The sequence below is a fragment of the Streptomyces marispadix genome (assembly GCF_022524345.1).
GTDB classification, from domain to species: Bacteria; Actinomycetota; Actinomycetes; order Streptomycetales; family Streptomycetaceae; genus Streptomyces; species Streptomyces marispadix.
The window spans coordinates 1,485,273-1,507,104 of record NZ_JAKWJU010000002.1 but is presented as its reverse complement, the minus strand read 5'-3'; the positions used below and the strand labels follow the sequence as shown (position 1 = coordinate 1,507,104).

General features: G+C 73.4%; 20 protein-coding genes, 1 pseudogene and 1 riboswitch. Of the genes and pseudogenes, 9 read left to right on the top strand and 12 right to left on the bottom strand.

Features of this window, described 5'->3' with window-relative positions; translation table 11 throughout:
* Positions 1-48: 48 nt before the first annotated feature.
* Entirely contained in the window at positions 49-714 is a 666-nt protein-coding gene (locus MMA15_RS06485; RefSeq protein WP_241058102.1) for an HAD-IA family hydrolase, read from the top strand.
* A 181-nt stretch (positions 715-895) separates the two neighbouring features.
* On the opposite strand, the gene MMA15_RS06480 is transcribed toward MMA15_RS06485, so the two are convergent.
* The 8 genes and pseudogenes from MMA15_RS06480 to MMA15_RS06445 all read right to left on the bottom strand — a co-directional run.
* Complete coding sequence (locus MMA15_RS06480; protein WP_241058101.1) at positions 896-1,075, bottom strand: hypothetical protein; 180 nt, start codon at positions 1,073-1,075, stop codon at positions 896-898.
* A gap of 297 nt (positions 1,076-1,372) precedes the next feature.
* The gene (locus MMA15_RS06475) at positions 1,373-1,735 is read right to left on the bottom strand and encodes an antibiotic biosynthesis monooxygenase family protein (RefSeq protein ID WP_241058100.1); all 363 of its coding nucleotides are present in this window, start codon (positions 1,733-1,735) and stop codon (positions 1,373-1,375) included.
* On the bottom strand, positions 1,732-2,664 hold the full coding sequence (locus tag MMA15_RS06470) for an ECF transporter S component (protein ID WP_241058099.1): 933 nt from the start codon (positions 2,662-2,664) through the stop codon (positions 1,732-1,734). The genes MMA15_RS06475 and MMA15_RS06470 overlap by 4 nt, the downstream gene beginning before the upstream one ends.
* A complete protein-coding gene (locus MMA15_RS06465) occupies positions 2,661-4,580 on the bottom strand; it encodes an ABC transporter ATP-binding protein (protein WP_241058098.1) in 1,920 nt (639 codons plus the stop codon). The genes MMA15_RS06470 and MMA15_RS06465 overlap by 4 nt, the downstream gene beginning before the upstream one ends.
* On the bottom strand, positions 4,577-5,812 hold the full coding sequence (locus MMA15_RS06460) for a CbiQ family ECF transporter T component (RefSeq protein WP_241058097.1): 1,236 nt from the start codon (positions 5,810-5,812) through the stop codon (positions 4,577-4,579). The genes MMA15_RS06465 and MMA15_RS06460 overlap by 4 nt, the downstream gene beginning before the upstream one ends.
* Before the next feature lie 75 nt (positions 5,813-5,887).
* Positions 5,888-6,601, bottom strand: a complete 714-nt coding sequence (locus MMA15_RS06455) for an SCO2322 family protein (RefSeq protein WP_241058095.1) — start codon at positions 6,599-6,601, stop codon at positions 5,888-5,890.
* Complete coding sequence (locus tag MMA15_RS06450; RefSeq protein ID WP_241058094.1) at positions 6,598-7,947, bottom strand: SCO2321 family membrane protein; 1,350 nt, start codon at positions 7,945-7,947, stop codon at positions 6,598-6,600. Before MMA15_RS06450 ends, MMA15_RS06455 begins: the two co-directional genes overlap by 4 nt.
* Before the next feature lie 157 nt (positions 7,948-8,104).
* Positions 8,105-8,247, bottom strand: a riboswitch (cobalamin riboswitch).
* Positions 8,248-8,550: 303 nt separating this feature from the next.
* Positions 8,551-9,258: pseudogene (locus MMA15_RS06445) on the bottom strand (GntR family transcriptional regulator); the annotation flags it as partial.
* 106 nt (positions 9,259-9,364) lie between these two features.
* On the opposite strand from MMA15_RS06445, the gene MMA15_RS06440 reads away from it, so the two are divergent.
* The 6 genes from MMA15_RS06440 to MMA15_RS06415 all read left to right on the top strand — a co-directional run bounded on the left by MMA15_RS06440 (position 9,365) and on the right by MMA15_RS06415 (position 15,901).
* Positions 9,365-10,117, top strand: a complete 753-nt coding sequence (locus MMA15_RS06440; protein WP_241058093.1) for a LamB/YcsF family protein — start codon at positions 9,365-9,367, stop codon at positions 10,115-10,117.
* 161 nt (positions 10,118-10,278) lie between these two features.
* Entirely contained in the window at positions 10,279-10,920 is a 642-nt protein-coding gene (locus MMA15_RS06435) for a 5-oxoprolinase subunit B family protein (RefSeq protein ID WP_241063040.1), read from the top strand.
* A gap of 164 nt (positions 10,921-11,084) precedes the next feature.
* Positions 11,085-12,083, top strand: coding sequence for a 5-oxoprolinase subunit C family protein (locus MMA15_RS06430; RefSeq protein WP_443732561.1), 999 nt, complete (start codon positions 11,085-11,087; stop codon positions 12,081-12,083).
* Positions 12,084-12,511: 428 nt separating this feature from the next.
* On the top strand, positions 12,512-13,903 hold the full coding sequence (locus MMA15_RS06425; protein ID WP_241063038.1) for a glycosyltransferase family 4 protein: 1,392 nt from the start codon (positions 12,512-12,514) through the stop codon (positions 13,901-13,903).
* Positions 13,904-14,000: 97 nt separating this feature from the next.
* Complete coding sequence (locus tag MMA15_RS06420) at positions 14,001-14,837, top strand: class I SAM-dependent methyltransferase (protein WP_241058091.1); 837 nt, start codon at positions 14,001-14,003, stop codon at positions 14,835-14,837.
* Positions 14,834-15,901, top strand: coding sequence for a prenyltransferase/squalene oxidase repeat-containing protein (locus MMA15_RS06415; protein ID WP_241058090.1), 1,068 nt, complete (start codon positions 14,834-14,836; stop codon positions 15,899-15,901). Before MMA15_RS06420 ends, MMA15_RS06415 begins: the two co-directional genes overlap by 4 nt.
* A gap of 80 nt (positions 15,902-15,981) precedes the next feature.
* Here MMA15_RS06415 and MMA15_RS06410 read toward each other — a convergent pair whose 3' ends face one another.
* From MMA15_RS06410 to MMA15_RS06395, 4 genes are all read right to left on the bottom strand, one after another.
* Positions 15,982-16,725 (bottom strand): glycoside hydrolase family 75 protein, encoded by a 744-nt coding sequence (locus tag MMA15_RS06410; RefSeq protein ID WP_241058089.1) that lies wholly within the window; start codon positions 16,723-16,725, stop codon positions 15,982-15,984.
* A gap of 309 nt (positions 16,726-17,034) precedes the next feature.
* A complete protein-coding gene (locus MMA15_RS06405; RefSeq protein WP_241058088.1) occupies positions 17,035-17,919 on the bottom strand; it encodes a hypothetical protein in 885 nt (294 codons plus the stop codon).
* 245 nt (positions 17,920-18,164) lie between these two features.
* On the bottom strand, positions 18,165-19,043 hold the full coding sequence (locus tag MMA15_RS06400) for an N-acetylmuramoyl-L-alanine amidase (RefSeq protein ID WP_277400831.1): 879 nt from the start codon (positions 19,041-19,043) through the stop codon (positions 18,165-18,167).
* Positions 19,044-19,218: 175 nt separating this feature from the next.
* The gene (locus tag MMA15_RS06395; protein WP_241058083.1) at positions 19,219-19,878 is read right to left on the bottom strand and encodes a class I SAM-dependent methyltransferase; all 660 of its coding nucleotides are present in this window, start codon (positions 19,876-19,878) and stop codon (positions 19,219-19,221) included.
* A 303-nt stretch (positions 19,879-20,181) separates the two neighbouring features.
* Here MMA15_RS06395 and MMA15_RS06390 point away from each other — a divergent pair, with 303 nt between their 5' ends.
* Together MMA15_RS06390 and MMA15_RS06385 are read left to right on the top strand one after the other, a co-directional pair.
* Positions 20,182-20,934 (top strand): molybdopterin-dependent oxidoreductase, encoded by a 753-nt coding sequence (locus tag MMA15_RS06390; RefSeq protein WP_241063037.1) that lies wholly within the window; start codon positions 20,182-20,184, stop codon positions 20,932-20,934.
* A gap of 163 nt (positions 20,935-21,097) precedes the next feature.
* On the top strand, positions 21,098-21,790 hold the full coding sequence (locus tag MMA15_RS06385) for a cytochrome b/b6 domain-containing protein (protein ID WP_241063036.1): 693 nt from the start codon (positions 21,098-21,100) through the stop codon (positions 21,788-21,790).
* Positions 21,791-21,832 lie beyond the last annotated feature (42 nt).

Here is a 21,832-nt window from a genome sequence, read left to right as displayed (position 1 = left end):
TGGTTCCAGCTCCGGTTCTGTCTCCGTACGCGAGGGAGCCCGCCAGTCATGCCGACATCACAGCCGCCCCTGGCCGCCCGCGGACTCCTGCTCGACATGGACGGCACCCTGGTCGACTCCGACGCCGTCGTCGAGCGCGTATGGACGGAGTGGGCCGTCTCCAAGGGCGTCGACCCGTCCGAGGTGCTGCGCATCGCACACGGCCGCCAGGGTCATCTGACGATGGCCGACGTCTTCCCGGACCGTCCGGAGGAGATCAACCACGCCGAGAACGAGGACCTTCTCGCGCGTGAGACACGGGAGTTGGACGGCATCGTGCCGGTCGCGGGCGCCCATGCGTTCATGGACGCGCTCGTACGGGTCCCGCACGCGCTGGTGACCTCCGCGGACATCGGCCTGGCCACCGCCCGTATGCGTGCGGCGGACGTACGCATGCCGGACGCGTGCGTCACCGCCGAGCGCGTCAGCGCGAGCAAGCCCGACCCGGAGGGCTTCCTCAAGGGCGCGGCGGAACTCGGCCTGCCCCCGGGGGAGTGTGTGGCCTTCGAGGACTCCGGCGCGGGCATCGCGGCGGCGCGTGCCGCGGGCATGCGGGTCGTGGGCGTGGGCCCGCGGGCAGCGGCCCACCGGCCGACGGCCCATGTGCTCGACCTGACCCGGGTGAGGGTCGAGTCGCTCGCGGACGGCGGGGTCCGCCTGCACTTCGAGGACTGATCCGGGCTGCGCGAGCCGGACTCGGTTCGGCCGTGAACTCCGCGGAGCCGCCCGGGACTTCACGGACGGTCCGAGGGGAAGGCCGACCGGGAGCGGACATCGGACGGGACCGGGGGACGGGACGTAGGGCCGGTGAGAGGGGGGCCGGGACCGGAGACCGGGTCGGGAAGTCACCTGCCGCTCACCAGGGAAGCGGCAGCTCCCGCCCGTGCTCCGCCCGCGCGTGCCTGCGCAGCTTCACCCGCGCATCGGTCTCCGCGCTCCTGTCGTACTCCCTGGCGGCCTTATCCACCATCGCCAGCAATGCGCTGCACTCCGGGCATTCTCGCGCCGCCTTCAATTGGGCTTTCATGTCGGACATGCACGGATGTTCGCGCGCGGGCGACCCGTGATGCGTCAGGCGTTCCTGATCGCCCGCCAGTTGGCGTCATTCGGGTGTCATACGCCGTCGCCGGTCATCACGAGGTTGCCGCGGGCATGACGATCGGACCGCGGCGGCTTACGGCCGTGACGTACGGCGGTACGGGCGTACGGGGCACCGAGCACGGGACGTACCGATGCGCGTCTCAACACGCCCGTACGCGCGGGAAGTTGAGCCCAGGGCTCAAGCTCGCCGGAATCCGGACCGGAGGGACGCCGGAGCCGGCGGCGAGTCCCTCTAAGCGTCCTTCGGAGCCGCCTGCTGGACCACCTCGAAGGACCACACGGCAGCGCTCCGGGAGACAGGCTTGGGGCGGTCGCCCGTGTCCTGCTGCCCCGAGCCCTGTTGATCCGTACCCTGCCGGTCCGAGCCCTGGTGGGAGGACTTCATCGTGCCCTCCATCCACGCCTGGTACGACTCCTCGTCACGCCACCGCGTGTACACCAGATAGTCGTCGGTGCCCTCGACGGGACGCAGCAGCTCGAACCACTCGAAGCCGTCCGAGCCTTCCACGGCGCCCGCGCGGGACGCGAAGCGCTTTTCGAGGGTTTCCCGCTGCTCAGCGGGGACGTTCAGCACATTGATCTTCACGACGCTCATGCGCCCCATCCTGCCTCACCTCCGGCCGTCGCCCGCGTCCCCGGCTCGGGCCGCCGAGGGACGAAGGACGCGGCGGCGTCGAAGGACGCCCGGCGGGTCGCGCGGCGGAGTGCGCGCAGGAGCGGGGTGCCCAGGGTGAGGACCAGGGCGGTGGTGAGGGCGGCGCGGGGTACGTCCCAGCCGAGGGACGTGGCCAGCACATAGGCGGCGAAGCGAGTCAGGTTGTCCGGGAGCGGGTCGCCCGGGACGAACGAGACGCCCGAGCCGAGCCCGGCGATATAGGGCCAGCCCTGGAGGTTCATCACCAGCCCGTACAGCAGCGCCGAGACCGCGCCGTAGGCGGCGAGCATCAGCAACTCGCCCTTGCCGCGGAGCCGTTGGGCGCCCGGCAGCAAGCCCGCGCCCATCGCGACCCAGCCCATGGTGAGCATCTGGAACGGCATCCACGGTCCGGCGCCGCCCGTCAGCAGGGCCCCGGCGAACATCGACAGGGCGCCCAGTACGAAGCCGAATCCCGGTCCGAGTACCCGGCCCGAGAGCACGATCAGGAAGAACATCGGCTCCAGGCCCGCCGTTCCCGCGCCCAGGGGCCGCAGTGCCGCGCCCGCCGCGGCCAGTACGCCGAGCATCGCCACGGCCTTGGCGTCCATGCCGGTGTCGGCGATCGTCGCGACGACCACGGCCAGCAGCAGCGGCAGCAGTGCGGCGAAGAGCCAGGGCGCGTCACGTGAATGGGCCAGTCCCGAGGCCGAGTCGGCGAGCAGCGGCCAGCCGAAGGCGACGACGCCGGTGGCGCTCGTCAGGGCCAGGGCCGCCACGGAACGCGGGCCGAGGCGCAGCGCACGCGGGGTGCGGGAACGTGCCGTCCGCGTCCCGGCTTCCGCCCGTCTCCCCGGCTTCTGCCGGATCTCCCGCTCGCCAGTCGTCATCCGAACGTCCCCCGTTCCCGCTCGCCCAGCGCCCTACGGACCTGCGCGACGGTGAGGCGGCGCGCTTCCGGTGCCAGGACCTTGGCGACCTGCGGGGCGAACGCGGGGGAGGAGGTGACCACTTCGGCGGCGGGGCCGTCAGCGACGATCTCGCCCTGTGCGAGTATCACGACGCGATGGGCGACTTCGGCGGCCAACTCAACGTCGTGCGTGGCCAGTACGGTCGTATGGTCCTCGTCGGCCAGCGCGCGCAGTATGCCGACCAGACGGGCCTTGGCGGCGTAGTCGAGGCCGCGAGTCGGCTCGTCCAGCAGGAGCAGCCGGGGGCGGGCCGTGAGGATCACGGCGAGGGCGAGGGCGAGGCGCTGGCCCTCGGAGAGGTCGCGTGGATGGGTGAAGTCGGCCACGCCCGGCAGCAGTTCGGCGACCAGCGCGCGGCAGGTGCCGGGCTCGGCTCCGGCGTCGGTGTCGGCCGCTGTGCACTCCGCGGAGACCGTGTCCGCGTAGAGCAGGTCCCTCGGTTCCTGCGGTACGAGGCCCGCGTACCGCAGCAGCCGGCGGGGGTGGGCGCGTGAGGGCACGAGGCGTTCGGGGCCGCCGATCGTCACCGATCCCGCGTCCGGAGCGTGAACGCCCATGAGGGTGTTGAGGAGGGTGGATTTGCCTGCGCCGTTGCGGCCCATGAGGGCCACGGTCTCTCCCGGGGCGAGCGTGAGGTCCACCCCTCGGAGGGCGGCGACGCGGCCGTGGTGGAGGGCGACCCCGGAGATCTCCGCCGTGGGGGACCCGGCCCCTTCGCGGCCCGTGGACCGCTGTGGGCCGTCCGGCGCCGCAAGCTCCTTGTCCCTGGCAGGAGTTGAGAGGTGTGCGTCCCTGTCGGGCATCGCGGTACGTGTGCCGCGGTCGCGTACGAGTGCCCGCAGCCGCGCCAAAGGCCCTGCGGCGTCGGCCACTTGAGGGCCGTGGGCGGCCGGACCGCGGGACGGGAGCGCACCGTCGCCCGTGCCCCCGGCTCCGGCACCGGCGTCGATATCGGTCCCGGACCCAGAGCCCGCGTGCGCGTCCTCGTCCGCCGCCGCGAGCCTGTCGCGCAGCGGTCCCGCCTTGCGGCGGGCGTCCCGTATGGACAGCGGCAGCGGCGACCATCGCGCCAGCAGGCCCAGTTCGACCACGGGCGGCCGCACCGGGGAGAGTGCCATCAGCTCGGCGGGATCGCCCAGTCGGGCCGGCGCGCCGGGCTCACTCAGCAGCAGCACCCGGTCCGCGTAGTGCACGACACGTTCGAGCCGGTGCTCGGCCATCAGCACGGTCGTACCGAGGTCGTGCACGAGCCGTTGCAGCACGGCCAGCACCTCCTCGGCGGCGGCCGGGTCCAGTGCCGACGTCGGCTCGTCCAGTACCAGCACCCTCGGATGGGGCGTCAGCACGGAGCCGATCGCCACGCGCTGGCGCTGGCCCCCGGAGAGAGTCGCGATGGGCCTGTCGCGCAGTCCTTCGAGGCCGAGCAGATCGAGGGTCTCCTCGACGCGGCGCCTCATGGTGGCCGGTGCCAGGCCCAACGACTCCATGCCGTAGGCGAGTTCGTCCTCCACGGTGTCGGTGACGAAGTGCGCGAGCGGGTCCTGGCCGACCGTCCCCACGACGTCGGCGAGTTCGCGTGGCTTGTGCGTACGGGTGTCGCGTCCCGCGACGGTGACGCGGCCGTGCAGCGTACCGCCGGTGAAGTGCGGGACCAGGCCGCAGACGGTGCCCAGCAGAGTGGACTTGCCGACGCCGGACGGTCCTACGAGCAGGCACAGTTCGCCCTCGGGGATCTCCAGATCCACCTCGTGCAGGGCGGGTTCGGGCATGACGACGCCCGTACCGGCGGCGGCCGTGGCGTCGTAGGTGACCGACACCTGCTCGAAGCGGATCACTGTGCGGACTCCTTGTCGAAGTGCGGGGGTGTGGCCCCGGCCTTGCGGGCGGTCGCTGTCGTGGGCGAAGTCCCGGTGGCGACCGCCGAGTTCGCCGCCGAGCCAACCGCGCTGACCTCGCCCCCGGCGGTGGTCTCGGGGACCGCCGGGACGGGGGCGACGAACGCGGGCAGCAGGCCCAGCAGCAGCCCCGCCGCCGGCCACAGCGGCAACTCCGGCGCCGTCAGCGGCACTGCCGGCGGGTGCAGCGCCTCCGGGTACGCGCCGCCCGCCGCGATCGTCACCGCACCCGCCGCCGCACCCGACAGCGCCGTCAACCACGCACGCGGGCCCCAGACTTCGGGCCGATAGCGGGTACGGATGCTGCGCCGGCCGCCGAGCCTCAGCCCGCACAGTGCCAGCACGACACCGGTGAGCAGCAGCGGCAGACCATAGGCCGCGCCCCGTGCCGACAGCAGCGCATACGAACCGGCGCACACGCCCAGCAGCCCGCCGAGCGTGAGCAGCGTCGTCGTACGGCGCACGCCGCGCGGCACCTCGGCGCTGCGCCCGTAGCCCCGTGCGTCCATCGCGGCGGCCAGCGCGACCGAACGCTCCAACGCGCCCTCCAGCACCGGCAGTCCGACCTGGAGTACGGCCCGCAGCCCCTTGTCGGCGCGGCCCCGCAGACGCCGTGCGGCACGCAGCCTCCTTACGTCCGCCACCAGATTCGGAGCGAACGTCATCGCCACCACGACGGCCACGCCTGCCTCGTAGAGCGCGCCGGGAAGGGACTTCAGCAGACGGGCGGGATTGGCGAGGGAGTTGGCGGAGCCGACGCAGAGCAGCAGCGCCGCGAGTTTCAGGCCGTCGTAGAGGGCGAAGACCAGTCCCTCGGCGGTGACCCGGCCGCCCACGCGTACGCCCTTCGCCCAGTCGGGCAGGGGCAGTTCGGGCAGCGTCACCAGCACATGACTGCCGGGAACGGGGGAGCCGAGGAGGAAGGCGAAGCACAGGCGGATGGCGAGCACCACGAGGCCCAGCTTCAGGAACACGCCGTACGAGCGTGCCCACGGCGCATGGGTACGGCGTGCGGCCACCACATAACCCGCGACGGCGCAAAGCAGCGTCAGCAGCAGGGGGTTGGTGGTGCGGGACGCGGCGGTCGCCAGCCCCAGCGCCCACAGCCACCAGGCGCCCGGGTGCAGGTCGAGGCCGCGACGGGCCTCGGGTGCACGCAGCCACTCGTTCATCGACTCACCGTGCTCCGCCGTCCGTTGCGCTGCTCCGTGCCGGTCCCCGCCGTCCCCGGCCGCGATCCCCGCCGGTCACGGTCGCCTTCGGGAACGGCGGACGGCGGCGAAGGCCAGGGCGGCCACGGCGGCGACGCCCGCCGCGACCCCGGCCACCGGGCCCGAACCGCCGCCGGAACTCCCGCCGGAATCGGCGTCGTCGCCGTCACTCGCGCCCTCGCCCGCGTCTTTTCCCTTCTCCTGCACCTGCTCGCCGCACCCGCGTCTGGGGTAGCCGTCGATGGCGCACAGCAGCGCCGCGGAGTCATAGCGCAGCGGCTCGGCGACGGACGCCAGCGCATCGGCCGCCGTCGCGTCCTCGGCGACCGTCGCGCATTCCGTACGCGGCCGGGGAGGACGCTCGCCGGGCGGTGCGTGAGCGGAGGTGCCGAAGTCGATGCGCAGCGCGATCCGTTTGCGGCCGGGCTTGGCGTCCGTACCGTCGCAGACGTGGTCGAACGCCGTGCTGCCGCGAGGCTTCGCCGCGTCCTTCGAGTCCTCGCTGAGCGCGAAGCGGAACCCCAGGACGTCGCCGTCGCCGGGACGCAGCGCGGACGGTCCCTGAGTGGCGTACGACCACTCGCCGGACTCGCCGCGCTGCTCCCAGAACGACCAGTAGCGGTAGCCGCCGGAGGCCGACTCCCGTGCGGGTCCCGCGAGTTGGACGGCGTTCGCGGGCGCCTCCACGGCGAGGGGCAGCAGCGTCAGCCCGATCACGGCAGCGGCGCGCCCTGCCGTATGCGCGCTCATCGCTCCCGCTTTCTGCGTGCGCTGATCAGGAAGCCGACGCCCGCGCCCGCGGCGAGCCCGGCGCCCAGCAGCGACCAGCGGAGCACGCCGCTGCCGTCGTCCTCCTTTGTCATGCCGCCGGTCGCCTGCTCACCGTCCGGCATGCGGGCGGGCTTCGGACCGGTGGCGACCAGCCTGTCGAGCAGCTTCGTGCCCTTCAGCGTCGCCGCGTCGCCGCCCGTGGCGTGTACGGCGAGCATCACGCCCGCGATGGCGGCAGGGTCGCTTTGTGCCTTGTCCCATGAACCGAGCCTCGCCGCCAGCCAGTCGAGGGACTTCCGCGCTTCGGCGCGATGGCCCGCCGCGGCCAGCGCGATGACGGCGTCGGCCGTGTTGGCGTAGTCGGGGGCGCCCTTGGCGCCGGGCGTGGCGGCGAGCAGGTGGCCGCCGTGGCCGTCGAGCACGGACGCGAGATAGGCCGCGCCCGCCTGGGCGGCCTCGCCGCCGTCGCCCCGTTCGGAAGCCTCTTCCCCGTCGGCTCCCTTGTCGCAACTCAGCGGCTTCAGCGGCCGGTCGGGTCCCGCCTCGGCCCGCAGCCCCGAACCCGCCCCCGCCAGGACGGCCGCGGCGGTGGCGTCGTCGTTGGCGGCCAGCTCGCCGTCCTTGCCCGGCTGATAGGCGAACGCCCCGCGCGAGGATTTCTTCGCGTCACAGCCGAGCTGTAGCGAAGTGAGCGCGTCATAGGGCGACTTGCCGTCCCTGGCCGCCTTCTCCGGCTTCTTTCCGGCGGCGGCGTACGCACCCACCACGACCGACACCGAGTTGGCGTCGCTGGGGCCGCCCGGGTTGTAGCCCCAGCCGCCGTCCTTGTTCTGCACCGCATCGAGCCAGGCGAGCGCCTTGCGTACGGCCTTCTCCTGCCCGCCGGTGGCGGCGAGCGCCTGCACGGCGGCGCCCGTGGCGTTGGTGTCGCCGGGGGTCTTCTTCGCATCGCACGGCTTGCCCGTATCGGCGCGATACGCCGTGAACGAGCCGTCGTCGCACTGCTGTCGGGCCAGCCAGTCCACGGCCTTACGGGCAGGTTCCGCTCCGGCGGCGTCGAGAGCGAGCAGGGCCAGCGACTGTCTCCACACCCCGTCGTACTTGGGGTCGCCCTTTCCGTACAGCGCGCCGGGCGGCTCCTTCGCGGGCTTCGCGTGGTCGTACACCGGGTGCCCGTGCGCCGCCGCGCCGGATATGTGCCTCGCAGACGTGTACGCAGGAGGGGCCGTGTACGTCGGCGGGGCAGCGGCGGAGGCGGTGGGCGCGGTGAGGGCGCAGAGCGCGGTGGCCGACGCCACGGCTTCGATGCTCCGGCGCAGGAACATATGAGTGCCTTTCGGTGAGCGGTCCGCAGCACCGCACGGCCGCCCCGCCCGGCTCGCGTCCCGCTCGCGCGGCACACGTCCCTCGGCGGCACACCCGGCTCGGCTCCGTAGACCTCGACGGTGGGAGCCGCCTTCCGCCGTGCGGCGTCGGACGGCTCCGCGAGCCTTGCCTCCGACCGGGTGCTCCGGCTCACGAGCCGTACACGGGGCGGCAGTTCACCCCGTACGGGTGTCGTTCACGGTTGCGGGTCAGCGCCGGACTTCCACCGGCTTCCCTCGATCGAAGGCGATGTACGCCCTTCACCTTAGCTGGCGTCCTTCGAGCCCCTCGGGGAACGGGCGCTCGAAGGCCGGGCGCCGGAGCCCTCGTTGATCACGGGCCGTCCGACACCGGCCTCGTGAACGGCCGTCGGAGTCACGGCGCATACGGCACAGCTCGGCACGGCACGACACGGCTGGCATGACACGGAGCACGGAGTGACGTCGCTCCGGGGCCCGGCAATCGTTCAACGATCGCCTCCACCCGCGTCGTTCGACTCGTCCGTCGCGTCGGGCTCGCCCCGCTCGAACGCGTGTCAGCCGCATGGCGGCAGTTCGCTCGCCGCGCTCCGGGTACGCCTCGATCACCTGGCGTCGTGAGTCCTCCAGATAGAAGCCGAGCATCCGCTCCGCCGCCTCCGCGTCGCCGTCCTCCAGCATCGTGAGGATCTCGCGGTTGCGGGCGAGATACGGCTCGTAGAAGCGGCGCGGATCGTCCATCACATGGAAGGCCAGCCGGAGTTCGGCGAGCACGCCGCGCATCAGGTCGTCCGTGCGCTCGCTTCCCGCGAGGCCCGCGAGTGCCTGGTGGAAGTGGATGTTGGCGGTGCCGCACTCGGTCCACTCGCCGCGCTCGGCGGCACGCTCGCCCGCCGCCACTGCGTCCGCGACCGGCTCCACCGGGAACGGCGGCTCGTCGAGCCCGCGCAGGGCGGCACATTCGACGAGGACCCTCACGCGGTAGATGTCCGCGATGTCCGCTGCCGTGAGGACCCTTACGAACGCGCCCTTGTTGAGGCGGTGCACCAGCAGCCGCTCGTGGGTCAGCAGCCGGAACGCCTCGCGGAGCGTGTTGCGGGAGACGCCCAGGGCGTTGCCGATGCGCTCCTCCGACAGGCGGACGCCGGGCAGGAAGAAGCCCTGTGCGATACGTTCGCGCAAGATGCCGGCGACTCGCTCGGCCGTGCTGGTGCGGCCCAACAGGGCGCGGTCTGCGGCGAGTTCGGACAGTTCCAGGCCGGGGTCGGCGCCGGTGGCGGTGTCGGCGGTCATGGTGATCTTTCCTCGGGCGGGTGGTGCGCCCCAGTGAAGCCGACAATGCCGCACAGGACAACAACCCCCTTGCCGTATTGTTCAACAATCCCCTAGGTTGGTCGCGATGATCGACCTCAACGCGGACCTGGGCGAGGGCTTCGGCCGTTGGCGGCTCACCGACGACGAAGCCCTGCTGACCTCCGTCACCAGTGCGAACGTCGCCTGCGGCTTCCACGCGGGCGATCCCGTCACCATGCGCCGCGTCTGCGAGCGTGCGGCGGCCGAGGGCGTGCGGATCGGGGCCCAGGTCTCCTACCGGGACCTGGCCGGATTCGGGCGCCGCAGCATGGACGTGCCCGCAGCGGAGCTGGCCGCCGAGGTCGCCTATCAGATCGGCGCCCTGGAGATCTTCGCCCGCGCCGCCGGTGCGGGCGTCGCATATGTGAAGCCGCACGGCGCGCTCTACAACCGCTGTGTCCGCGATTCCGTACAGGCCGCCGCGGTCGTGGAGGGCGTACGAACTGCCGGTGCGCCCCTGCCGGTTCTCGGGCTGCCCGGGTCCGAACTGCACGCCGCGGCCACCGCCGCCGGACTGCCCGTGATCGACGAGGCGTTCGCGGACCGCGGCTACCGGCCCGACGGCACGCTCGTGCCCCGCAGCGAGCCGGGCGCCGTGCTCACCGACCCCGGCCAGGTCCTCGCCCGCTCCGTCGCCATCGCCGCGGGCAAGGACATCACCGCCGTCGACGGCACGCCGCTGCGGCTGGCCGCCCGCTCGCTGTGCGTACACGGAGACACCCCCGACGCGGCCTCGCTGGCCCGGCGGATACGTGACGAACTGGCCGGCGCCGGAATCACGGTGCGGGCCTTCGTATGAGCGGCGAGGCGCCCGTGGGACGCGAAGCGGCGGGCCGTGGCGCGGCGGGAGCCGGGGCCGTGGAGGTGCCGGAGCCGCGCCAGGCGTATGCACCGGGGCGCGGGACGGGCTCCGGCGCCCAATCCCGTGCGCACGGCTGCGGCCCCGAGCAGCCTTCTTCGGTGCCGGAGAGCCCCGTCGTCCTCCCCGTGGGGCGGCACGCGCTGCTGATCGAACTGCCCGGTGCCGAGGCGGCCGAGGCGTTCCACGCAGAGGTGCTCCGTCGCCGCGCCGCCGGGACGCTGCCCGGGGTCACCGAGATCGTGCCGGGGGCCCGCACGGTATTGCTGGACGGGCTGTCCGAGCCGCGGCGGCTGGCGGCGGAGGTGACGGGCTGGGAGATACCGCCCCCGCAGCGCGGCAGCGAGGCGGCCGTTGAGATCCCCGTCCGCTACGACGGGCCGGACCTCGCGGATGTGGCGGGTATGTGGGGGGTCACACCCGAGGAGGTCGGAAGGGTGCACGCCGCGACGCCCTTCCGTGTGGCGTTCTGCGGCTTCGCCCCGGGCTTCGGCTATCTCACGGGACTCCCCGAGCGGTACCACGTGCCACGCCGCTCCGATCCCCGTACGAGGGTCCCGGCGGGATCGGTGGCGCTCGCCGGTCCGTACACCGGGGTCTATCCGCGATCGTCGCCCGGCGGCTGGCAGTTGATCGGCACCGCCGTGGACACGGTGCTGTGGGACGCCGGGCGGGAGCCTGCCGCGCTGTTCTCGCCGGGCACACGCGTCCGGTTCGTACCCCAGGACGGCGGTAGGGAATGAACGCCGCTCCGCACGGCTCGGCCCGGGACGACGAGCGAGACGACCACCAGGACGACGACCGGGCCGACCACCGGGACGACGATCGGGCCGACCGCCGGGCCGACGCCCCGGGCCCCTCCCGGGACGGGGACCTGACCGGTGCCGGTTCCCGTGCCGCCGCCTGGATCGAAGTCGTACGGGCGGGAGCGCTCACGACCGTCCAGGATCTGGGGCGGCCGGGCCACGCACACCTCGGAGTGCCACGCTCCGGCGCGCTGGACGAGCCCGCACACCGGCTCGCCAACCGGCTGCTCGGCAACCCGGCGGACGCCGCGACGCTGGAGACCACCGTCGACGGCTGCGCGGTGCGCGTCACCACCGGGGGTGCCACGGCGCGGACCCGTGCCCGGACCGGAACGACGGAGGGGGCGGCGGCAGGAACGACGGAGGGCACCGCGGCCCGGAGCGGTACCGAGCCCAAGACCGGGGCCCTCGCCGGGGCAGTCACCGAGGCCGTGGTGACGGGTGCCCCCTGTGCCGTCACCGTGGACGGACGGCCCGCGCCCTGGGGCGTCCCCTTCCGCGTGCCGGACGGCGCGGTCGTGGAGGCCGGTCCCGCACAACGCGGCCTGCGCAGCTACGTCGGCTTCTCCGGAGGCGTGCACGCCGAGCCGGTGCTGGGCAGCCGCGCCACCGACCTGCTCTCCGGGCTCGGACCCCAACCGCTGCGCGACGGCGCCCGGTTGGCCCTCGGCGGCGGTTCCGGCGGCGCCGACGGCGGGCGGGTACGCGCGGGTGCCGCGCCCGACGCCGCGCCCTGGGTCGCGCCGCCCCGCGAGCTGGTGCTGCCGCTGGTGCCCGGCCCACGGGCGGACTGGTTCACCGACGGTGCGCTGCGCACCCTCGTCACCGGCGACTACCGCGTCTCCTCCGCGAGCAACCGCATCGGCCTGCGCCTCGAAGGCCCCGTGCTGGAGCGGGCGCGCGAAGGCGAACTGCCCAGCGAGGGCATCGTCTCGGGAGCCCTCCAGGTGCCGCCGGAGGGCAGACCGGTCGTCTTCCTCGCCGACCATCCCGTCACCGGCGGCTATCCCGTGATCGGCGTCGTGGTGCAGGAGGCGCTGGCCGCCGTGGCGCAGGCCGTGCCCGGTACGCCGGTGCGCTTCACGGCCGTCTCGGGCTAGCGCCCCGCGTCCCCGCCCGCCCCGCGCCCCCGCCCGGATCGCGTCCGCTCCCGCGCCCTCAACCGAGCCGCCCCCGACGCGCCTTCGCCCGGCCGATATCCCCCGGGCTGCCCCTTCCATGGCGAAACCGCCTCGCCCGCGCGGCCCTTCGGGCCCGATCCGCGCAGGTGAGCGACGGGTGGCGCGAATCACCCGCCTCGGCCGCTCGGGATAAGTGACTGGCCGGTAAATTCTTGGGTCTGAGGTCGGCGGCCCCGTCATCGCATGCGGAGCGCGCCGCCCCAACGCGTCCAGGAACAGCGCCGGTGTCTCCGATCCCGGTGGAAGCGCCGTGATGAAGGGGGCCGTGAGTGACCGCAGAGGCCGTACGGGACACCCCGGCGACGGAAGGCGGCGGCCCGGCGGGGCCCGCCGCGACTGCCGACGCCCTGCCCGGCACACCCGCCCCGGCGGCGGCCTACGGCGGCGGCCGTGGCGAGAGACCCCTGCGCATCGCGCTGCTGACGTACAAGGGCAATCCGTTCTGCGGCGGGCAGGGCGTCTACGTACGGCATCTCTCCCGTGAACTGGCCCGGCTCGGCCACACGGTCGAGGTGATCGGCGCCCAGCCCTACCCGGTGCTCGACGAGGGCGTCACGCTCACCGAGCTGCCCAGTCTGGATCTCTACCGGCAGCCCGACCCGTTCCGTACCCCGAAGCGCGACGAGTACCGGGACTGGGTGGACATGCTGGAGGTGGCCACGATGTGGACCGGCGGCTTCCCCGAGCCGCTGACCTTCTCCCTGCGCGCACGTCGCCATCTGGCCGCTCGCCGGGGCGAGTTCGACGTCGTGCACGACAATCAGACGCTCGGCTACGGGCTGCTCGGCGACCTCGGCGCCCCGCTCGTCACGACCGTCCACCACCCCATCACCGTCGACCGGCGGCTCGATCTGGACGCGGCGAGGAACCGCCGCGCCCGCGCCTCGGTGCGCCGCTGGTACGGCTTCACGCGGATGCAGCGGCGGGTGGCACGGCGGCTGCCGTCGGTGCTGACGGTCTCCGGCTCGTCCCGTGGGGAGATCGTCGAACAGCTCGGTGTACGGCCGGAACGCGTGCACGTCGTGCACATCGGCGCCGACACCGGCCTCTTCTCGCCAGATGCGTCCGTGCCGGAGGTCCCCGGCCGGATCGTGACCACCTCCAGCGCGGACGTGCCGCTGAAGGGCCTGGTGCATCTGGTCGAGGCGCTGGCGCAGGTGCGTACGGAGGTGCCCGAGGCACATCTGGTGGTCGTGGGACGGCGCCCCGAGAAGGGCCCGGTGGCCGAAGCCCTGCGACGCCACGGACTAGGCCACGCCGTGGAGTTCGTCAAGGGCATCAGCGACGCCGAACTCGCCGGACTGGTGCGCGGTGCGCAGATCGCCTGTGTGCCGTCGCTCTACGAGGGCTTCTCGCTTCCGGCGGCCGAGGCGATGGCGACCGGTACGCCGCTGGTGGCCACGACGGGCGGCGCCATTCCCGAAGTCGCGGGCAGGGACGGCGAGACGTGCCTGGCGGTGCCGCCGGGCGACTCCGGCGCGCTGGCCGTCGCACTCGGGCGGCTGCTGGGCGACGCCGGGCTGCGTGCACGTCTCGGGGCCGCGGGCCGGGAGCGTGTGCTGCGCAAGTTCACCTGGGAGCAGGCGGCACGCGGAACGGTGGCGCACTATCGCGAGGCGATGGCTCAACGGCCGCGTGCGGCACGTGCGTTGGGGGACACGGAGGCCGGACTCGCGGACCCGCACGGCACAACCGAGATCCCGGAGGCCGCGGCGGCGCCCGCCTGCGTACCGCACTGACCAGCGGTGGCGCCCGGCGTGCCCGCGTCGCGCCGCGTCCAGCCTCCACCCCACCAGCCCCCCTCGTCGCCGACCCGCCGAAAGCTGAGGCAGACCCGTGCTGACCGTCGACTTCTCCCGCTTCCCGCTCGCACCGGGCGATCGCGTGCTCGACCTGGGCTGCGGCGCCGGGCGGCACGCCTTCGAGTGCTACCGGCGCGGCGCACGCGTCGTCGCCCTGGACCGCGACGCCGGGGAGATCCGCGAGGTCGCGAAGTGGTTCGCGGCGATGGCCGAGGCCGGTGAGGCGCCCGCCGGCGCCACGGCCACCGCCATGGAGGGCGACGCGCTCGCCCTGCCCTTCCCGGACGACAGCTTCGACGTCGTGATCATCTCCGAGGTGATGGAGCACATCCACGACGACAAGGGCGTGCTCGCCGAGATGGTGCGGGTGCTGCGCCCCGGCGGCCGCATCGCGGTGACGGTGCCGCGCTACGGCCCGGAGAAGGTCTGCTGGGCGCTGAGCGACGCCTACCACGAGGTCGAAGGCGGACACATCCGCATCTACCGGGGGGACGAACTGCTCGCCAAGATGCGCGAGTCCGGTCTGCGCCCCTACGGCACGCACCACGCGCACGGCCTGCACTCGCCGTACTGGTGGCTCAAGTGCGCCTTCGGCGTCGAGCGCGACGGCGACGACGCGGCCCTGCCGGTGCGCGCGTACCACCGCCTGCTGGTCTGGGACATCATGAAGAAGCCGCTGGCGACGCGTCTCGCGGAGAAGGCCCTGGACCCGCTCATCGGCAAGAGCTTCGTGGCGTATGCGACCAAACCGCATCTGCCGGGCGGGAGTTCGCCGTACGAGGAGCCCGTGGGCGCGCGGTCGGGTGCGCAGCCGCACGCACGGGCGGAGGGCCGTGAACCGGGGCGGGCGCAGGGGCAGGAGCAGGCGTGACCAGCCCGGAGCGGACCGAACGGCTCGCGCTGGACGGTGTGCTGACGGCCGCGCAGGCCCGCCGGACTGTGGACGGGCTGCTGGCGATCCAGCGTCCTGACGGCGCGATCCCCTGGTTCCGCGGCGGCCACCTCGACCCGTGGGACCACACCGAGGCCGCGATGGCCCTCGACGCCGCCGGCGAGCACGCCGCCGCCGAGGCCGCCTACCGATGGCTCGCCGAGCATCAACTCCCCGACGGCTCCTGGTACTCCGCCTACGCAGACGGCGAGACGCAGAAGCCCAGCGACCTGGCACGGGAGAGCAACTTCTGCGCCTACGTGGCCGTCGGCGTATGGCACCACTACCTCGCCACGCGCGACGAGACCTTCCTGGAGCGGATGTGGCCGGTGGTCGTCGCGGCCGTCGAGTTCGTGCTCCGGCTCCAGCTCCCCGGCGGGCAGATCGGCTGGAAGCGCGACGCCGACGGCACGCCCGCGGGGGAGGCCCTGCTCACGGGGTCCTCATCGGTGCACCATGCGCTGCGCTGTGCGCTGGCGATGGCCGAGCACCGCGAAGAGCCGCAGCCGGACTGGGAGTTGGCGCTGGGGCTGCTCGGCCACGCGGTGCGCCGCCACCCGGAGCGCTTCCTCGACAAGGGCCGCTACTCCATGGACTGGTACTACCCGGTGCTCGGCGGCGCGCTGCGCGGCGAGGAGGCGCTGGCACGCATCGACGAGGGCTGGGACCGCTTCGTCGTGCCCGGCCTGGGGGTGCGGTGCGTACTGCCCAACCCATGGGTGACGGGCGGGGAGAGCGCCGAACTGGCCCTGGCGCTGTGGGCGTTGGGGGAGCGGGACCGCGCACGGCAGATCCTGGAGTGGGTCGGGCATCTGCGCCATCCGGACGGCCTCTACTGGACCGGGTACGTCTTCGAGGACGACGCGATCTGGCCGGAGGAGCTGACGAGCTGGACGGCGGGCTCGCTGCTGCTGGCGGTCGCCGCGCTCGGCGGCGACGACGCCACGGTGCAGGTCTTCGGCGGTGATCGTCTTCCGCAGGGGCTTCCGCCGGACTGCTGCTGAGCGGTCCTCGCCACGCGGTCGTCGCCACGGCGTCCTGCCGTCCCGAGGGCCCGGCAGGACGCCGGTCTGCGACCGGAGTTCTAGTTGCCTCCGACGAACTCCTTGGCCAGCTTGTCGCCGAGCTCGACCGTCTTGGCGTGGTCCTCGATCGCGTCCGTCTTGGAGTTCTTGAACGCGATGTAGGTGACGCCGGAGTCCGCCCCGCCGGTGGCCGGGTCGGGGTCGATGCCGAGCGCGTCGGCGGCCGCGTAGGAGGCTTCGCCGACGGCCTCCTGCGGGCCGACGTCGCCGACACCGGCGTAGAGGACCTTGTCGTCCTTGATGACGGCGACGATGCCGCCGCCCTGGATTCCCGAGTCGCTGTAGTCCCAGATGTCGCTCTTGCCGGGCACGACGACGTAGGGCGTCTTGGCGGCATCGAGCGGCTGACCGTCGGAGGTGTGGAAGGCGGTGTCGTCCTGGTAGGCCGGATCGGTCTCCTTGTTGCACTGCTCGGTCTCCTGGCCGTCGCAGTCGACGTCCAGGTCCGCCTTCCAGAACACGGCGCTCTCGGTGTCGCACACCGGCACCGAGGGCGAACCGTCCTCGTCCGGCTTGTACTTGCCGTCGGAGATCTGCTTGCAGTCCTCGACCTTGGCCAGCAGGTCCGCGGCGCTGACCGAACCCTCCTTGGGTTCGCCGGCGGCGGCCCGTCCGGTCCGGTCGTGAGCGGTCCGGTCGTGTGCGGCGGTGTCGCCGGGTGCCGCGCCTGCCGTGGGTATCAGCAGTGCTGCCGCGACGAGGACGGCGGATCCGCCGACGGCGGTCATGAGGCTCTTGCGCATGTGGGGGGCACACCCTTCTGGGAGTCGACGCAACTGCCGTTCGACGAGCGAACCTAGTGACTCTGGCATGGCCACCACAAGCGATTCGTTAGGAAACCTTCCTGAGCTGCTGCGGGCTCGCTCCTCGCGCCTCCCGGGGCCCACTCCGCGGCTCCGTTCCGGCCCCGATTCCGTTGCGCCCAGGCTCAGTTGAGGCTCCTGCGCGGGTACGTTCCGGCCCGTACCGGCCGCGAAAACGGCGACGGCCCCTGCCCGCCGGAACAGACCGGGGGAGGGGCCGCCTTGAGGGGCCGCCTTGACGGGCGGGACTCAGCCGCGCTGGATGCCGGAGGTGTCCTGGAGGACGCCGCGACGGCCGTCCTGGGTCTGCGCGATCAGCGCCTGACCGCGCTGCTCGACCGCCAAGTACCAGGTGCCGGGGGCCAGTTCGGCGACCGGCTGCGGCGCGCCGTCCTCGCCGAAGAGGGGGCGGGTGACCGGCACGGCGAACCAGAACGGCTGGAAGTTCGGGTCCGGGGCGCCCCCGCCTGCCGCCGGACCGCCGGGCTGCTGTGCCTGCTGCGGCCCCGCCTGACCGGACTGCCCCGGCTGCGCGCCGCCGGGGTATCCGTAACCGCCCTGCGGCTGGCCGCCGTACGGTCCGGGCTGCCCCGGCTGCGGACCGCCCGGGTATCCGTACGCGCCCTGCGGCTGACCGCCGTACGGCGTCGGCTTGGGCGCGGGCAGCAGCGGCGCCTTCAGCGCGGCGGCCGTCGTGTTCAGCACGCCGACCGCCGCGAGGGCGAGGGAGAAGACGAGCGTCAGATAGGCACCGGCGGCAAGGACCCATTTGGCGTTCGGGTCGGGGAAGTTGGGCTGATCCAGGTCCGGCGCCAGCAAGGCGACCAGCGACCAGAGACCGGCCCAGCCGACGACCAGGCACAGCACCAGACCCCACTGGTCCAGGGCCAGCCCCAGCAGCTTGCGGCCCTCCGGCAGCAGACGTGCGGCGACGAAGAGACCCGCGGCGACGAGACCGAGCAGATGCACCGTCGGCAGCATCGGCAGCGTGGAGCGCGACCAGGCGGACACGGTGCAGGAATCGGCGGGGCAGGCCCCGTCGTAGTCGAAGAACGGGAAGAAGGAGGCGATCAGCAGCAGCAGCGCCGCCCCGATCACCGCGCCATCGCCTCGTGTGAGCGAGCGGATGTTCACTTGGCGTCCTTAGTGGGTTTCATACTGTCTGTGGTCTCTGCCGGGGTAGCACCCCATCGTACGGATGGGTACGGGGACCGCCCCGGCGGGGCGACTTGGGCCCGGCCTCCCGGCACCGCCCCCCGTGTGCGCCCGGTTCGGGGCGCCATGTGCACCGGGCGCGGTGCGCGTCGCCTCCGGCGCCGGGCGGCACCTGGCGACACCGTGCCGCGCCGAGCGTCGCCGGTCGGCGCCGGAGGCCGCCCTCAGCGCTTCTGCGTGAGATATCCCGCGACGCCCTCCACGACCCCTCGTGCCGCGCGGGCGCGCCAGTCGCGGTCGGTGAGGTCGGCGGCGTCCCGCGGATCGCGCATGTTGCCGCACTCCAGGAAGACCTTGGGAACGCGGCTGAGGTTGAGCCCGCCCAAGTCCCCCCGGGTGTCCGTGCCTTCGCCGTCCCCCGCGTACGAAGCGGGCTTCGAACCGGTGAACTTGCGGAAGGCGTCGGCAAGTTCACGCCCGAGGCCGCGCGACGGGCCGACGATCGGACGGGTGTCGGCCACACCCTCGTTGACGGACTCCGGAAGGATCACATGGAATCCGCGGCTTCCGGCCGGTGCGCCGTCGGCGTGCAGCGATACGACGGCGTCGGCGTCGGCCTGATTGCCCGCCCGCGCACGTGAGTCGACACAAGGGCCCCATGGGCGGCGCCCGTTGTGCGTCAGCTCCACCGCTGCGCCCTTCTTCAGCAGGCCCGACCTCACCCGGCGGGCCAAGTCGAGGGTGAACTCCGCCTCGGAGTAACCGGAGGCGGTGGCCGTCCCCGTCGTGTCGCACGCCTTGCGTCCGGTGCCGATGCTGACGCTGCGGTTGATCGCCGCGGCGTGGTCGCGGTTGTTGGGGTTGTGGCCGGGGTCGATCACCACGGTCTTCCCCGCCAGCGGCTTCCCGTCCGTACCGGCCTGTGCCCCGCCTCCGCCGCCGGACGCGTTGACGCCGCCCGGCGGGGTGTTGTCGGGCAGGGGCATCAGCGTCGGCGCCGACCCGCCCGCGCCCGACGACTGGTCCGCGGACTGCCACACCAGCCAGCCCGCGAAGCACGTGGGTGCCAGCACTCCCAGCGCGACCAGCAGGCGCATGCCCATCCGGCGGGACCTGCGCGCGGCCTCGGCCCCCGCAGTCCCCGAGGACCCCGTGGATTCGGGGAACTCGGTGGCCTGGGCGGACCACCGGGTGTCCGGGCCGTGGCCGGTTTCCGCGCTGGACGGATCGGGCTGGGTCGGGCTTCCGTTTGACACGCCCAGGATGCTAGTCGTCCGATCAGAGCCCCGTGCCCGTACGTAGCAGAACCCTCAGCGACCTCGTAGCCGAAATCTCCCTGAACGCACCGGAATCCAGCGCCCGCCGGTAGACGCGGTAGGGCGCCTGACCGCCGTCGGCCGGGTCCGGGAAGACGTCGTGCACGACGAGCAGACCGCCCTGCGTGAGATGCGGCACCCAGCCCTCGTAGTCGGCGGTGGCGTGCTCGTCCGTATGGCCGCCGTCGATGAAGACGAGCCCGAGGGGACGGCCCCACAGCGCGGCGGCACGCGGCGAGCGCCCGACGACGGCGACGACGTGCTCCTCCAGGCCGGCCGCGTGCAAGGTGCGGCGGAAGGCGGGGAGGGTGTCCATCAGGCCGGTGTGCGGATCGACGACCTCCGGATCGTGGTACTCCCAGCCCGGCTGCTGCTCCTCGCTGCCGCGGTGGTGGTCGACGGTGACGGCGGTGACTCCCGCGGCGCGGGCGGCGTCGGCGAGGAGAAGAGTGGACCGGCCGCAGTAGGTGCCCACTTCGAGCACCGGCAGGCCGAGACCGGCGGCCTGCGAGGCCGCCGCGTAGAGGGCCAGCCCCTCGTCGGCGGGCATGAAGCCCTTCGCGGCCTCGAACGCGGCGAACGTGGCGGGGGAGGGCTGCGGCTGCTCGGGGGGCGGGCTCATCGGGCTCCTTCGGACGGCGCGATGCCGGGGGACGGCGATGCCGGTGGCGGCGGGGTGGTTACGGGGCAGCGGCGCACGGCGGCCACCGGGGGCGTGCCTCCTCACCGCTGACCGGGAGCTTTATGCTCCCTCACCGCCCCGGAGCGCGCTCACGCGGCCCGTTCGGCCGGTGCGGCCCGTCGGTGCGGCCGATGACGGAAGTCTGACGGTTGTGAGCAGTCGCTGGCGCCGCGGGGACCGCGGTGCTCGAATCGTCGTGTGGACACAGCCGATTCAGCGCGTAAGACCGGCACGGGCGGGCCCGTGGAGGTCCCGGGTCCGCCCGGCGACCCCGCTCCGCCCGCCGACGGCGAGGGCTCTCCCGTAGGCCGCCGCCTGGTGCTCGGCATGCTCGGCCTGGGAGCGGCGGGACTGGTCTCCGCCCCGTATGTGCAGCGCGGTACGGAGAGCGTGCTGAGCGCCGTGTCCGGCAAGGACCCGACGGGCGTCACGGGACTGCTGCCCAACGGAGGCGGATTCCGCTACTACTCGGTGGCCGCCTCGGTGCCGCACCGCGGCGCGGGCGACTACTCACTCACCGTCGACGGCCTCGTCGAGCACCCCGCCCGCCACAGCCTCGCGGAGCTGCGTGCGATGCCGCAGCAGCGGATGGTGCGCGACGTGCAGTGCGTCACCGGCTGGCGCGTGCCGAGCACGCCCTTCGAAGGGGTACGCCTCTCGCACCTCCTCCGACTGGCCGGAGTACGGCGCGAGGCGACGGCCGTACGCTTCACCTGCTTCGACGGGATCTACACCGAGAGCCTGACGCTGAAGCAGGCCATGCGGGACGACGTGCTGGTCGCCCTGCGCATGCAGGACAAGCCCGTAAGCCATGAACACGGCGGCCCCGTGAGGCTTTACGTCGCACCCATGTACTTCTACAAGTCGGCCAAGTGGCTTTCGGGCATCACGCTCACCCGCGAAGTGGAGCCCGGCTACTGGGAGAAGCGGGGTTACGCGGTCGACGGATGGGTCGGCAAGTCGAACGGACGTGACGATGCTCCGACAGCCGCCTGACGGCCGGGCCTCCGAAGTACCGGCCCCCACCGAGGAGTCGGGGGCCACCGGTGCCGGGGCCGGTGCCGGAGCCGCCCGGGCCGAGGGGCGTCGTCCGTCCTCCGCCGACGTGCTGCGCTTCGCCCGCGTCGTGCGCTGGTGCCACCAATCCACCGCCGTGCTGATGACGGTGTGCGTGGCGACCGCGCTGTGCCTCTATGTGCCGGGCCTCGCCCAACTCGCCGGGCGCCGCGCACTGTTGGTGACCCTCCATGAGTGGTCGGGTCTGCTGCTGCCCGCGCCGCTGCTGCTCGGCCTGGCCTCACGTGCCCTCCGTGCCGATCTGCGCCGCCTGGACCGCTTCGGCCCCCACGACCGGCGCTGGCTGCGCCGCGCCTGGCGTGCCCGGCGCCCCAGTCCGCCGCTGGGCGAGGACTGGGGCCGTGACGCGGGGAAGTTCAACGCCGGGCAGAAGGTCTTCGCCGCCTGGATCGCGGGCGCCGTCCTGGTCATGGCGGGGACCGGGCTGCTGATGTGGTTCACGGGCCTCGCGCCGCTGGAGTGGCGTACGAGCGCGACATTCGTGCACGACTGGCTGGCGCTGGCCGTGGGGCTCGTACTCGTGGCGCACGTATGGATGGCTGCGGCACACCCCGAGGCGCGGCGTGCGATGCGTACGGGCCGGGCCGACCGCGACTGGTCGCGCCGCGAACACGCCCTGTGGGAGCCGGAGCCGGTGCCGGAGGAGCCGGTCGAGGCCGGTGCGGAGGCGCGGACCGCGGGCGGCGCGGACCGTCTGCGATCCCCGCGATCCCCGCAATCCCCGGAATCCCCGTCGTCCACCGAGCACCCGGGGCAGTCGCGCGCCGAACGCTGAGGTCCGGGTGCGTCCTCGACGCCCCGATATCCGGTGGGCGCA

Bases quoted from the DNA above. Each gene is read 5' to 3' on its own strand.
- MMA15_RS06485 (WP_241058102.1), top strand. From the start codon at position 49: ATGCCGACATCACAGCCGCCCCTGGCCGCCCGCGGACTCCTGCTCGAC.
- MMA15_RS06440 (WP_241058093.1), top strand. From the start codon at position 9,365: ATGATCGACCTCAACGCGGACCTGGGCGAGGGCTTCGGCCGTTGGCGG.
- MMA15_RS06450 (WP_241058094.1), bottom strand. From the start codon at position 7,947: ATGTTCCTGCGCCGGAGCATCGAAGCCGTGGCGTCGGCCACCGCGCTC.
- MMA15_RS06455 (WP_241058095.1), bottom strand. From the start codon at position 6,601: ATGAGCGCGCATACGGCAGGGCGCGCCGCTGCCGTGATCGGGCTGACG.
- MMA15_RS06480 (WP_241058101.1), bottom strand. From the start codon at position 1,075: ATGTCCGACATGAAAGCCCAATTGAAGGCGGCGCGAGAATGCCCGGAG.
- MMA15_RS06410 (WP_241058089.1), bottom strand. From the start codon at position 16,725: ATGCGCAAGAGCCTCATGACCGCCGTCGGCGGATCCGCCGTCCTCGTC.
- MMA15_RS06470 (WP_241058099.1), bottom strand. From the start codon at position 2,664: ATGACGACTGGCGAGCGGGAGATCCGGCAGAAGCCGGGGAGACGGGCG.
- MMA15_RS06475 (WP_241058100.1), bottom strand. From the start codon at position 1,735: ATGAGCGTCGTGAAGATCAATGTGCTGAACGTCCCCGCTGAGCAGCGG.
- MMA15_RS06395 (WP_241058083.1), bottom strand. From the start codon at position 19,878: ATGAGCCCGCCCCCCGAGCAGCCGCAGCCCTCCCCCGCCACGTTCGCC.
- MMA15_RS06460 (WP_241058097.1), bottom strand. From the start codon at position 5,812: ATGAACGAGTGGCTGCGTGCACCCGAGGCCCGTCGCGGCCTCGACCTG.
- MMA15_RS06400 (WP_277400831.1), bottom strand. From the start codon at position 19,043: ATGGGCATGCGCCTGCTGGTCGCGCTGGGAGTGCTGGCACCCACGTGC.
- MMA15_RS06385 (WP_241063036.1), top strand. From the start codon at position 21,098: ATGACGGTGTGCGTGGCGACCGCGCTGTGCCTCTATGTGCCGGGCCTC.